Below are 13,370 nucleotides of genomic sequence, written 5' to 3'. Positions count from 1 at the left end.
TCAGCCCTTTCCGTATTTGTCGATGGCCCGCTGCAGGCTCGGATGGCTCCGCGCATATTCGTCCAGCGGAATGCCCCGGACCGCCGCCTCCCAGCCGAGCTTCATGCTCTCGAAGCCCGCGGCGGGGCCGTCCGGATGCGCCAGCATGCCGCCTCCCGCCAGATGCATGACGTCGACGCTTCCCGCCGTCGCCTCGTAGGTCGCCGGAGCCGTTCCCGCCCATTGAGCCGACGATACGACCGGCATCGCCTCGCAGCCGCCGAACAGCGGCGTCGCGCATGCCTTGATCGAGCGCAGCACGGACTCGTTGCTTTCGTAAAACTTGCTGTTCAAGCCGTTGACGTGCAGTTGATCCGCCCCGCAGAGCCGGCAGAGCTTCTGGTAGGCGGCAAACTCGATCCCGAGCAGCGGGGCCCGCGTCAGCATCCCCCATTGATTGCGATGCCCGTGAATCGGCACCTCGCTGAAGCCGTTCAAGTAAGCCAACCCGGCCAACCCGACGCTCAGAATGCTGACCATGACGCACGTGCCGCCCGACCGGACGACCAGGTCGTGATTCGCCTTCAGCTCGTCGATGTCGCCCGTAATGTTGAACGCGTACATCAGCTTTTTACCGGTGACGTCCGCCGCCCGCTCCACCGCCTCCATCACCGTTTTTACCTTCAGTTCCAACGGAAAATAGGGCGGATCGGCGTTTAATTCGTCATCCTTGATAAAATCCATCCCCGCCAGCGCAAGCTCGTACACCAGCTTGCCCAGCTCCTCCGGCGACAGCCCGACGCTCGGCTTGACGATCGTGCCGAGAATTGGCCGCCCGTAGACGCCCGTCAGCCTTCTCGTGCCGTCGATGCCGAACTTCGGTCCCGGATAACGCCGGGCAAACGAAGCGGGCAGCTCCAGATCGACGAGCCGCAGGCCCGACAGCTCCTGCAGCTCGTATAAATTGCCCGCGACCGCGGACATCAGATTCGGGATCGAAGGCCCGAAATTATGCAGCGGGAACGACACCGTCACACGCCCCCGCCTGTATTTGCCGTCGTGTCCCGGCGGCAGCTTCGCGCCGGGCAGGGAGGGAGCGTCCGCCGCCTCCAGCTCCTCGATCGCTTCCACTCTGGCGGCATGCCGCTCCTTCAGCGCATCCGTCTCGCCGGGAACCGCCGTGAACGTTCCCGTCGACTGCTCCCCGGCGATGATCTGCGCGACCTTCTCCAGCGAATGCGGCGTTTCCGCCAAATAGACCGCCTTGACGCGTTCTTCGCTCATGTTCCGTTCCCCCTGAATCCTCCCGCGATTTCGGCTCCCGCGCCGTCTCTCAGCATACCGGCGGCAGACCGCCGCCTCCGAAGACCGGCTTGTCGATCGTCTCTCCCCGACTTAAGCGCGCCAACGTTATTTTCACCTGCTCCACGCCCAGACGCGGGCTGGAGAGCACCGGCTTGCCGGTCTCGGCGGCCAGCGCCTTCTCCATCCGCGCCATCGAGCCTTGCGCCAGCACGATCGCGTCCGCGTCCCGGGCGGCGCGAAGCGCGGTTTCCAGCAAAATGCGGTCGTGCTCCTCCGGCCTGCCGCCGGTCAGCGCTTCGAACGCGCCTTCCGCCAGTCCGTTGACGAGCTTGACGTCTCGGCCCAGCTCGGCCGCCTTCGCCTCGATGAGGCGCATCGTCGGCCGCAGCGTCGACGGCAGCGTGGCCAGCACGGCGACGCGGCCGTAGTCGGCGGCCGCCTTGGCCGCCATCGCGTCGTCGATCTTGACGATCGGGACGCCGATCAGCTTGCGCGCCTCGTCCGCGACCTCGCCGACCGACGAGCATGTATTCAGGATCACGTCGGCTCCCAGCTCTTCGCCGTGATGGAAGTATTGCACGAGCCTGCGGGCGACTCCCGGCGGAATATGTCCCGCCCGGACGACGTCTCCGATCAAGGAGTCGTCGATAATGTTCACCAGCCTTACGTCCGGCAGCAGCTCGCGGAATACGGCCTTCAGCGGATCGGCCAGCCCCTGGCCGGTATAGACGGCAACGACGGTTTTCATCGCTTTGTTCCTCCTTTGACGGTTCGGCGCGGCATCGCGTGCCCGCGCGTCACCATACGATCTCTTTGTCCGGACGCCGGTAATCGCCCTCGCGCATCGGCGCCGTCTCGTACACCTTGCGTCCGCTATAATACGGATGATAGCGTCCTTCCGGGGAAATGCCGACGACGTCGTCTCCGCACCATTGCGTCAGGAACGTCTGTCCGATCGCCGTCTCGACGGTCGTGCGCATATCGAGCGGGAACGTCACCGTAATCGTTTCTCCCTCGCTCGCCTCGCCCAGCAGCAGGAAATGCTCCTTGACCCAGCTGCTCGGGTCCATGCCGCGGGCTTCCGCGACGCTGCCGCCGCGCTCGCGGACGACTCTCACCTTCGTATATCCGGCCCACTCCGGAATGCGGATCCGCAGCTCGGGGATATTCCGGCGAACGTGCAGCACGACCTTCCCCTCATGAGGCAAATAGCTGTCGACGTCCAGCCAGACCGAACCGCGATTGAGCAGGAAGTTGACGCTCACCTTGCCGTCCCGCTCGGTGATCGTATTGCTCCATCCCATGTACAGGCCGCGGGTGCCGGAGCCGAGACAGCAGATTTGCAGGTCGTTCGTATGGCCGCGTCCGTGATTGACGTCGCAGCAGAAGTCGTTCGGAGCAGAGTAGCCGGCGAAAGCTCCGCGGGTGCGCTTGGCGACGTCGGTGTAGCTGATGAAGCCCGGAACGTTGCCCGACTTGTCGTCCGTTTCCTTCACCCAATCGAGGTCGAGCAATTGCGACTCGGCCAGATGATTGCGGAGGAACCGTTCGACCGTTCCCCAATATTTCGTGTATCCGCTCTTGGCCAGCGTGATCCCCGTCGCGATCAGATCGACCAGCGAGCAGGTCTCGTGCTCGTACGCCTGCTCCTTCAAGTCGCCCGGCGTCCAGCCGAACGAAGTGCACTTGGTCAGCGCCCAAGCGAAGCTCTTCTCCACCCAGGCGATCAGCTTGGCGTCGCCCGTAAAGACGCCAAAGCGGGCGATCGCGTCCAGCGTGCCGAGACGGGTATGGAAATGGCCGCTCCGGTAGGCCAGCGCGTCGTTAAAGCTGCCGTCCTCGTTAAACACGCCGCTGCGCTCGACGATCAGCGCGGTGAAGAAGCGGCACAGCTCGAACGCGTCCTTGTTGCCCGTCACCTCGTAATATTTGAGCAGCGGCATAATGAGCCGTCCGCAGAACGCGGCCGGATCGGGAGCAAGCCGGAGCAGGACGGCGTTGCGGGACGGCCAGCCGTCTTCCATGTACTCCGAGGCCGGATAGTACCACACCTCGCGCTCCTTGATTGCGATTCGCTTCAGCGCGGCGACGTGACGGTCGGCCGCCTCCTTGACCTTCGGATCTCCGGTCGTCATGTACCAGGTCGTCAGCGACAAAATGACGGCCCGCTGATCGATCAGATTGGCGTTCTGCTCCCAGTCGAAATTCGGGTTATGCTGCCGGTAGCTGAGTCCGTCCTCCTTGAAGAACGTCAGCAGGTTCTCGCGATATTGCGCCTCGATCTCCTCGCCCAGCGTCTCTCCAGACATGTGGCGGGCCAAAATCATGCCGTCGATCATGCGGCCGTGCGACGAGCCGAAATCCCAGTCTCCGTGCGTCAGATTGGCCGGTTCCGTCATCAGGTTCGCCGCGAAAAAGGGATAGCCGTGAAAATCCGGATCGGACATCCCCGCCATCGCGTTCAGCGCATGGCCGGCCCGCTCCTCCAGCATCAGCGTATCGGGAATCAGTCGTTTAGCCATATTCTATCTCTCCTCTTCCGTTCTTGTCGCGCAAAGCTTGCGTGCGTTCACGTCTTGCCGCAGACGAACTCGCTGCGGAATTCCCCGATCGTCTTGCCGGTCTTCTTCTTGAAAATCTGGCTGAAATACCGATAATCCTCATACCCGACCTTGCGGGCGATCTCGTAGTTTTTATAAGTCGGCACGCGCATCAGCTCCATCGCCTGCCGAATGCGGATATCCGCCAGGTAATCGACGAAATTGTGCCCGGTCATCCTTTTGAACAGCCGGCTCAGGTAGTCCGGATTGACGAAGCGGCTTTCCGCGATCTGCTGCAGCGACAGCGGCTGGTCGTAGTGCGACTCGATCAGCCTCTGCACCTCGCGGACGATCCGCTCTCCCTGCGTCGCTCCCTGCCGCTCCGCCGACGCCAGCACGGCCGGAATCAGCTCCTCGGCGAACAGCGCCCGCACCGAATCCGGATCGCTCCTGGCCCGCAGCTCCTCCGTCAGCTCCAGCGGGGACCTGCCGCAGACGCTCTCCAGCCCGGAATCGTGGGCGCGCAGCTGGCGCTCGATCGCATGGACGAGCAGGGCGGCGGCCTGGTGGAGCCGCTCCGCCGTCGCCGATTCGCAGCAGACGGAAGCGAGCAGCAGATCGAATTCCCGTTCGGCTTCCTCCCGGTTTCCCATCTGCAGCGCCAGCAGGAACGCCTGCTCGCGCTTCTGCGGATACGGCTGCGAGGCCGACCCGGCGGAGCCGTCCGAGGCGGACGAAGGCGAAGCCGACAAGAGCGCTTCCTTCTCCGACAGCTTCCGGCCGGCAAGGGCGGCCTGCGCCCGCTCGAATGCCCGCCTCAGCCCAGCCGCCCCCGCCCCCGCCTCCGCGGCCGCGCTCTCGCTTACGCCGATGCTGTAGCCGACGCCGTCCATCCGCTTCAGCTCGGCCTGCACGGCGCCAAGCAGCCGTTTCAGCTCGCCGGGAGCCAACGGGTCCGCCGCGAGGGCGCCGACCGCTCCCGGGCGGCCGTCCGGCGACGGAGACAAAGCCAGCTCCCACTCGCCGCCGAAGTAGAACGCCCGCTCCCGCTCAAGCTTATCGCGCAGCGGACGCAGCCAGGCCGCGCCGCCTCCGTCCTCCCGATACCGGTCGGCCTGGGCGACGAAGACGACCGCCTCCTTGCCCGCCCAGGAAGACGGCGGACCGCCGCCTTCCCGCTCCCGACCGGCGCGTTCCAGCAGCAAGTCGCGAAACCATCCGTCGCTTCTCCCCGCCTCTTCGACTTTCCGGCGCTCGCCCGCCCTCCGGTCGAGCTCCGCCACCGCCTTGTCCAGCACGGCGGTCAGCTCCTCCTTCTTGACCGGCTTGAGCAAATAGTCGAAGGCATGATGGCGAATCGCCTGCTTCGTATACTCGAAATCCGAATAGCCGCTGACGACGATCGTGAGCAGCTCCGGCAGCGCGCCGTCCAGCAGCGCCAGCAGCTCCTTGCCGTCCAGTCCCGGCATCCGCATGTCGAGAAACAGCAGGTCCGGCTTCTGCGCCAAGGCCATCTCGTAAGCGTCCTGTCCGTCCGCGGCTTCGCCGGCGAGCCGGAGGTTCAGCCGCTCCCACGGAATCGATTGAATGAGCCCGCGCCGAACCCACATCTCGTCGTCGACCACCATCACCTTCCGCATGCCGAACCTCCTCCTTTTGCGCGGCCCCCCGGCCTCCATAATCTCTTGTTCCGTCTCAGCCCTTGACCGAACCCGCCGTCAAACCGTCGATAATATAGCGCTGCAGCAGCAGATAGACGAGCAGCACCGGCAGCACGACGATCACCATGAAGGCGAAGACGACGCCCCAGTTCGTGTTGTACAGCGATACGAAGTTGAAAATCTGCAGCACGATCGTCCACTTCGTGCTGTCCGTCACCAGGTAGAACGGCCCGAAGAAGTCGTTCCACACCGACACGATCACGACAATCGACACCGTGACGAGCACGGTGACCAGCAGCGGCAGGATGATCCGGGCGTACAGACGGAAAAATCCCGCCCCTTCGATCTGCGCCGCCTCGTCCAGCTCCCGCGGAATCTGCTTCATAAAGCCGACCAGCAGAAAAACGGAAAACGGAAGCAGCACCGCCGTGTAGTACATGATCATGCTGAAGTACGTGCCCTTGATGCCGAGCATGTCCATAAGCCGGATCGTCGGCACGATCGACACCGGCACGATCAAGCCGAGAATAAACGTCATATACAGGCCGCGCATAAGCCGGTCGTCGCGCCGCTGAATCACGAAGGCGGCCATCGACGCGAACAGATTGACGCAGACGACGGTCAGCCCCGCCAGCAGAAAGCTGTTTTTGAAGCCGCGCAGAATGTTGCCCTGCTCGAATACTTTTTCATAGTTGCCGAACATCCACTCCGACGGAAGCCCCATGCCGAACAGCGCCGACTCGCGGACGCCCTTGAACGAGTTGACCAGAATCATGTAAAACGGAATGAGGATGACGAGCGCTCCGAGCAGGACGAAGAGATGCAGCGCGAGCTTTTTGCCTCCCTGTCTCATCACATCTCCACCTCCCGCTTCTTAAGCGCCGCCAGCACCGGAAGGCCGACAACGGTAACAAGCGCGAACAAGACCAGGTTGATCGCCGTCGAGTAGCCCATCTGCCCCATGCTGAACGTGCTGCGGATGTAGGTGTAGAAAACCTCCGTCGTGTAGCCCGGACCGCCGTCCGTCAGCACCATGACCATCTCGAACACCTTCATCGAGCCGATGAGCGACAGCAGGATGTTGACCGTTGTCGACGAGGCGACCAGCGGCAAAATAATATTTTTGAGCCGGTGCCAGTAGTTGGCTCCGTCGATGGCCGAGCTCTCCAGCAAATCCTTCGGAATAAACTGTAAGCCGGCCAAGTAGATGACCATCGTAAAGCCCGATACCTTCCACAAGTCCGTCAAAATGATCGAAAACAGCGCCCACTTCGGATCGTTCAGCCAGTCCTGGGCCATAAAGCCGAGTCCGACGCCTTCGAGAATCGTATTGACGATGCCGTGCTCGGGATGGTAGATGGCGCGGAACACGTAACCGATGACGATCGGCGCGATGACGTACGGCATAAAAAAGACCGTGCGGAAAAAATTCCTCATCCGGATCGACTCGTTCATGACAAGCGCGAGCGCGAAGCCGACGACGTTCTGCAGGACGGTGACCGCCGCAGCGAAAATCAATGTATTGCTAAGCGCCTTCCCCAGTCTCGGTTCCCGGAAAAGAGCCGCGTAATTGTCGAAGCCAATGAACTTGACCGAATCGGCGTTAATGTTCCAGTCCGTAAAGCTGTAATACACTCCGAACAGCGTCGGGGCGATAAAAAACAACAGAAAAACGGCGACTGCGGGGTAAGAAAAATAAAGTGGATATTTGCGCCTTTCCACGTCTCCCCCTCCTTCTCCTAAGGTGGATGGGGCCGTTCCGCGCGAAGCCGATTGCCGTCTTCGCGCGGAGGCAGCCCCGTCTTGTTGTCGGACTATGCGAATCAGAAGCCTTCCAGCAGCTTGGCTTTGCCGTCCTTCTGGTAGTTGGCGCCGAATTCTTCGATCGCTTCGTCGATATCGCCCTTAAGGAAGAAGTTTTGCAGCGTCTTCGAGAAATCCACGAACGACGCGGTCAGCCGGTTCTGAATATTGACGCGGGATTTGCCGGCGTCGATGAACGCCTTGACGTCCTCCTGCACCGGGTACAGCTCGCTTGTCGCCCCTTCGAAAATCGGGATGCCCGGCTTGTTCGCGTAAAACAGATCAACGTTGTCCGGCTGCAGCATGAATTTCACGAGCTCGATGGCGACGTCTCTGTTTTTCGCTTTTTCCGGCACCATCAGTTGGTTCGGAGGAGTGATCATCGCGACGCCCTGATCGTCGGCGGACGGGAACGGGAAGAAGCCGAGATTGTTCGTTACCCAGTCTTTGCCGAATTTTTGCTCCATCTGCGAGACGATGCCGTCCAGCATGAAGGCCATCGCCACCTTGCCGTCGCCCATCTCGTTCTGCATTTCGTCGTAGGTGCCGGCCATGACGTTTTTCTGATACAGGTCCAGCTCCTTGAGCTCCTTCTGCTTGGCGAACAGATCCCTCAGCTCGGGGATGTCGGCGAACTTGAGCTCGTTGCGGTTCAGCTTGGCGACGCCTTCGTCGCCGATCGCCGGGTCGACCTGCGTCACCCATCCGGTATAGTAGAACACCTGCGGCGGCCAGGCGTCCTTGACGCCCTCGTAGAACGGCGTGAAGCCCGCCGCCTTGATCTTCTTGGCGATCTCGATCAGGTCGGCGTAATTTTTCGGCACGTCCACGCCCGCCTGCTTGAACACTTCCTTGTTGTAGAACACGCCCATCATGCCGGTGGAGCCGTAAGGAACGCCGAAAATTTTATCGTTCTCCACCTGCGCCTGCTTGATCGAATCGAACACGTTGTCCCAGATGCCGGATTCGCCGGTCCATTCGTGCAGCGTCTCCGCCGCTCTCAGCTTGACGTACTGCTTGGTGCCCGGCTGCATCAGGAACAAGTCGGGGAAGTCCCCGGTCGAGAACCGCGTCTTGATCAGGTTGTCGTAATCGCCGCCCGGCAGCGCCTGCAGCTCGACTTTGTTGCCCGTTTGCTGCTCGTAGGCGTCGAACACCTTCGTGAACGCCGTCGTGTCCTCGGTGTTGGAGATAACGAACGTCAGCGTGACCGGATTGCTGCTTTTGGGACTTTCCGAAGCGCCGGACGAAGCCGACGGGGATGCGGCGCTGCCGCCGTTTCCTTTGTCCCCTCCGCCTCCGCAAGCCGCGAGCGACGCGCCCAGCAGGCTGATGGCCACCGCCGCGGATACCGCTTTCATCTTTTTCATATCGTTGCGAGCCTCCCTTTATAGTCGTTCTCTTGAGTACGTTTTCATTATAAAGGAAGCGTTTTCTGTAACCCCATTCACGATTTTGACCCGTTATGTTGAATAATCCGACCTCCTTGCGATTTCGAATCGGTAGAAGCCTCCGGCAGCCCGTCGCACGGAAGCGAAAGAACGATTCTCGTTCCCGCTCCCTTGCGGCTTTCGATCTCGAAGCCGAGCCGTTCCCCGTACCGGATGGCGTATCGGGCGAAGACATTGCGCACGCCGATTCCTCCCTCGGAGACGGAGACGGCTTCCTCGGAATGCAGCGACATCCTCAGCTTTGTCCGCAGGTCGACGAGCCGCTGCTCCGACATGCCGACGCCGTCGTCGGCTACGGCCAGAACGAAACGGCCTTCCTCCTGCTTCGCGGCGATGCGGATCGTTCCTTTACCCCGCTTGCGCTCCAGTCCGTGGAAAACAGCGTTTTCGACAAGCGGCTGCAGCGTCATTTTCAACACCGGATAATTGTACAGGCTTTCGTCCACGTCCGCCTCGTAAGCGATTTTATCGTCGAACCGGATGCTCTGGATTTTCATATAGGCCTCGATCTGATCCAGTTCCTCCTGCAGCGTGACGACCTCGTCGCGATTGCGCGTGTTGTAGCGGAACATATCGGCGAGCGCATGGGCGATCTCCCCGATCTGCGGCGCCCGGTGATAGTCGGCCATCGCCCGGATAATGTCGAGCGTGTTGTACAGAAAATGCGGATTGATCTGCGAATACAGCATCGCCAGCTCCGCGTCCCGCAGCTTGATCTGGTTGACGTATTTGTGCTCGATCAGGTTGCGAAGCTCTTCCTGCATCGCGTTGAAGTTGGACGCGATCAGCCCGATCTCGTCGGCCCGCCTGATCTCGACCCGCTCGGAGAAATCCCCCCGTTTGATACGGTTGACGTGCTTGTAAAGCGTCTGAATCGGCTGCGTAATGCGACGGCCGAACAGCACGGAAATAATAAAGGTCAGCACGAAGGCGCCGACGGCCGTCGCGATGACCGTCGTTTTGATCTGGTCGATCGGCCCCAGGATGTCCCGGCGCGGCGTCGAGATCACCGCTTTCCAGCCGCTCGATTCGGAGACGATGTACGAGACAAACTGCTCGTCGTCCTCGCCCTCCGTCCAGAACTTGCCCTCGGAGCCGTCCAATCGGTTCAGCAGCCGTTTCTCGGGAGCCGGAGCGTCGGGCCGGGAATCGTAGACGAGGCCGTCGCGCTCGTCCAGCACGAGAATCCGGCTGCGCGCCGACAGATCGTCGCTGCGGCCGGTCGCCCGGAACAGGTCGTCCCCGTATTCGACGCGAACAACGATAAAGCGCTCCGGATTGGAAAAGTCGCGGATCAGAATCGACGAGGAATACGCCGTTCCGTCCGCGTCGGTCGTGCCGTCCCCGGAGCTGGGACCGTTGAAGAACACTTCCCCGTCCTTGGCCACCGTTCGCAGAAACCATTCCGAGTTGCGCACCTGCGCGGCCGTCCACGGCTTGTAATCGTTCGAGGCGGCCAGCAGTTCCCCGGTGCGGTAATAAATCTGGAAGCGGATAAAGCCGCGGATCGGCGTGGCGTTAAAGCTTTTCAAGTATAGGTTTTCCAGCTTCTGGCGAAATAGAAACTGATTTTGCTCGCTCATCTCCGGATACGCGTTGATGCCGTCGATATATTCCTGGTCGTAGTACGGCGCGAGCAGCAGATTGCGTTTGCTGCGAAAATCGTTGTCCATATTGTTGGCGATCTGCCGAACGATCTGCAGGTTGGCGGATTCGACCCGGCCCTTGATCGTCGAGGACGACAGGTAGAAGGATACGGTTCCGACCATCAGGATGGACAGCAAAATGATGACGAAATAGCTGAAAAGCAGAACCGTGCGGATCCGGGAAAAGAAGTCGCGAATTTTGCCGACGATCGGCCTTCCGCTTGCTTTCATCTTCTTTTCCCTCCCCGATGCGATCCTGCTTGTCCGTGTTCACAAATTATAAACCGACCGGAACCGGATCACCAGTCGGATTTGCCTGGCAATCGGTCAAGCTTCGGACGGACGAATGAAGCTCTCGAACAGATACTCGCCCGAGCCGATCTCGAAAACGGACGGGTCCCCGGAGCCGGCGGACGGCGAAGCTTCCGCGCGGACTTCGGCGCCGGGCACGAAGACGGTGGCCGTCGCCCCCGCCGGCACGCGGACGGTCAGGCGGAACCGGCCGTCCGGCGACAGCTTCCAGTCGGTCGATATCGGACCGTACAGCGATTCGTATTCGGCCTGCGCTTCCGTAAGCCGTCCGCCCGGCCGCGGCCGGATAATCGCGTGGCGGAAGCCGGGCTGTGCCGGATCGGCCTCGATGCCCGCCATATAACGGAACATCCACTCGCCGACGGAGCCGAGCGAATAATGGTTAAACGAGTTCATCGACGGCGTCTGGAAGCCGTTATGCTCGGTCCAGCCGTCCCAGCGCTCCCAGATCGTCGTCGCTCCGTGCTTGATCGAATACATCCAGGACGGGAACGCCTCCTGGGTCAGGAGCGCGTAAGCGACGTCGAGCTCCCCGCTGTCCGTCAGCGCGGGCAGAAGATAGCCGACGCCGAGGAATCCGGTCGACAGGCGGTCTCCCCGCTCGCGAATGTTGTCCGTGAGATGCTGCAGAGCCTTGTCGCGCAGCCCGTCTTCCAGCAGGCCGAACTGCAGCGCCAGCACATAGACGGTTTGCGTTTCGCCGCGAATGCGGCCCTCGCCGTCGACGAAGGCGCGGCGGAAAGCGGCGGCGATGTCTTGGAACAGCCCGTTGTAATGCGCTTCGTCTTCCTGGTTGCCCAGCACGCCGGCGATGCGCGACAGCAGCTTCGCGCTGTAGGCGAAGTAAGCCGTCGCCAGCACTTCGTTCGGCGTATCGGCGTCGATCGACAACCAGTCGCCGTAGTTGGCGTAATTCGGACGCACCAGCTCGTCGCTGTTGGCCTTCAAATATTCGACCCAGCGGACCATCGCTTCGTAATGGGTTTCCAGAACGCGGGTATCCCCGTACATCAGGTACAGCGTCCACGGGATGACGACGCCCGCGTCGCCCCAGCCGGCATTGTCGGGCGCGAACCAGTTCAGCCGGGTGTTCCACATCTTGTGCCGGATCCAGCCGGCGTCCGGAGCCACGTCGGTGAACGCGCCGGACGGCTGCTGCGCGTCGATCATGTCCCACATGAACTTGGTGAAGAAGCGCGATACGTCCATATTGTACGAAGCCGTTCGGGCAAAAATCTGCGCGTCCCCGGTCCAGCCGAGCCTTTCGTCGCGCTGCGGGCAATCGGTGGGCACGGACAGGAAGTTGCCGCGCTGGCCCCAGACGATGTTCGAATACAGCTTGTTGACCATCGCGTCGTTCGTCCGCAGCCGCCCGGTGCGCGGCGTGTCGGAATGAATAACCTTGCCGACAATCGTATCGAGATCCGCTTCGCCGGGATAACCGATCAGCTCGACATAGCGGAAGCCGTGGAACGTAAAATGCGGCTCGTAGCTTTCCAGGCCGTCGCCCTTCAAAATATAATGGTCCTGCTGCACGGCCACCCGAAGGTTGTCCAGATACAGCGAACCGTCCGGATTGAGCATTTCCGCGTGGCTGAGCGTAAGCTTCGTGCCGCGCGCTCCTCTCGCTTTCACTTCCGTCCAGCCGACCATATTTTGTCCCATATCGTAAATGTACGTGCCCGACTCCGTACGGCGAACGGAAATCGGCTTCATCGTCTCGGTAATCCGCACCGGCGGCTCGATCGAGGCGGTCAGGAGCCCGTTGTAGCCCGGACGGACGTCCGGACGCTCCCAGCCCGAGTCGTCGAAGCCCGGACGGTCCCAGCCGTCCAGCTCCAGCCGCGCGTCGTACGCCTCGCCCTTGATCATGTCGGAGTATTGAAGCGGTCCGCGGGTCGTTCGCCAGGACGCATCGGTCGCGACGATCCGCTTCGTTCCGTCGGCCAGCTCGATATGGAGCTGCAGCAGGAAAAACGGACGCTCCCCGTACACCTTATTGCCGAGAAATCCGACGGTTCCGCAATACCAGCCGTCGCCCAGCACCGCGCCCACTGCGTTATCCCCTTCGGTCAGAAGATGCGTCACCTCGTAGGTCTGCACCTGCACGCGCTTGTCGTAATCGGTAAAGCCCGGCGCGAACAGATCGCCGACCTTCTCCCCGTTTATTCTCAGGTCGTACAGCCCCAGCGCGGTGGCGTAGACGGTCGCTCTCGCCACCCGGCCTTCGATGGCGAACGACTTGCGCACGAACGGAGACGGCTGCATAGCCACGTTGGCTTCCGTCTTGCGGCCGATCCAGCCCGCCTTCCATTCGCCGCGGTCGAGCAGTCCCATCGTCCAGAACGCCGTCTCGCTCCACTCGGACGGTCTACCCTGCGCATCCCAAGCCTGGACCTTCCAATAATAACGTCCTTCGGAGACGAGCGGCTTCCCTTCGTACACGATTTGAATGGAGCGGTCCGACGCCACCTTGCCGGTATCCCATTGATCTCCCTCGTGGCGATCCAACGCTTCCCGCGAGGAGGCGACGAGCACGCGATAGGCGCTCTGCGCCGCTCCCCGCTCCGGCGATTCCAGACGCCAGAACAGCCTCGGCTGCTTCTCGTCGAGTCCGAGCGGATTTTCGATGTATTCCGTTTTTAATTGGACGACGCGCAATGACATTGGCGA

Annotated in this window: 9 protein-coding genes; all 9 read right to left on the bottom strand. The window is 61.6% G+C overall.

Features of this window, described 5'->3' with window-relative positions; all coding sequences use genetic code 11:
- The gene (locus ACFFT4_RS32920; RefSeq protein WP_378053697.1) at positions 1-1,263 is read right to left on the bottom strand and encodes a ribulose-bisphosphate carboxylase large subunit family protein; all 1,263 of its coding nucleotides are present in this window, start codon (positions 1,261-1,263) and stop codon (positions 1-3) included.
- A 49-nt stretch (positions 1,264-1,312) separates the two neighbouring features.
- Complete coding sequence (locus ACFFT4_RS32915; RefSeq protein ID WP_378053695.1) at positions 1,313-2,032, bottom strand: aspartate/glutamate racemase family protein; 720 nt, start codon at positions 2,030-2,032, stop codon at positions 1,313-1,315.
- A 49-nt stretch (positions 2,033-2,081) separates the two neighbouring features.
- Positions 2,082-3,806, bottom strand: coding sequence for a glycoside hydrolase family protein (locus tag ACFFT4_RS32910; RefSeq protein ID WP_378053693.1), 1,725 nt, complete (start codon positions 3,804-3,806; stop codon positions 2,082-2,084).
- A 47-nt stretch (positions 3,807-3,853) separates the two neighbouring features.
- The gene (locus ACFFT4_RS32905; protein ID WP_378053691.1) at positions 3,854-5,464 is read right to left on the bottom strand and encodes a response regulator; all 1,611 of its coding nucleotides are present in this window, start codon (positions 5,462-5,464) and stop codon (positions 3,854-3,856) included.
- Positions 5,465-5,519: 55 nt separating this feature from the next.
- A complete protein-coding gene (locus tag ACFFT4_RS32900) occupies positions 5,520-6,338 on the bottom strand; it encodes a carbohydrate ABC transporter permease (RefSeq protein ID WP_378053808.1) in 819 nt (272 codons plus the stop codon).
- On the bottom strand, positions 6,338-7,207 hold the full coding sequence (locus tag ACFFT4_RS32895) for a carbohydrate ABC transporter permease (protein WP_378053689.1): 870 nt from the start codon (positions 7,205-7,207) through the stop codon (positions 6,338-6,340). The genes ACFFT4_RS32900 and ACFFT4_RS32895 overlap by 1 nt, the downstream gene beginning before the upstream one ends.
- Positions 7,208-7,308: 101 nt before the next feature.
- Positions 7,309-8,658: an ABC transporter substrate-binding protein gene (locus tag ACFFT4_RS32890; RefSeq protein WP_378053687.1), complete on the bottom strand. Its 1,350-nt coding sequence runs from the start codon at positions 8,656-8,658 to the stop codon at positions 7,309-7,311.
- Between the two features lie 77 nt (positions 8,659-8,735).
- Positions 8,736-10,616, bottom strand: coding sequence for a cache domain-containing sensor histidine kinase (locus ACFFT4_RS32885; RefSeq protein ID WP_378053685.1), 1,881 nt, complete (start codon positions 10,614-10,616; stop codon positions 8,736-8,738).
- 96 nt (positions 10,617-10,712) lie between these two features.
- Positions 10,713-13,364: a glycoside hydrolase family 78 protein gene (locus ACFFT4_RS32880; protein WP_378053683.1), complete on the bottom strand. Its 2,652-nt coding sequence runs from the start codon at positions 13,362-13,364 to the stop codon at positions 10,713-10,715.
- Positions 13,365-13,370: the final 6 nt, after the last annotated feature.

Source organism: Cohnella cellulosilytica (assembly GCF_042431195.1).
GTDB lineage: Bacteria > Bacillota > Bacilli > Paenibacillales > Paenibacillaceae > Cohnella > Cohnella cellulosilytica.
Note: the sequence above shows the minus strand (reverse complement) of the source record. Positions and strands in the feature narration are given on the sequence as shown.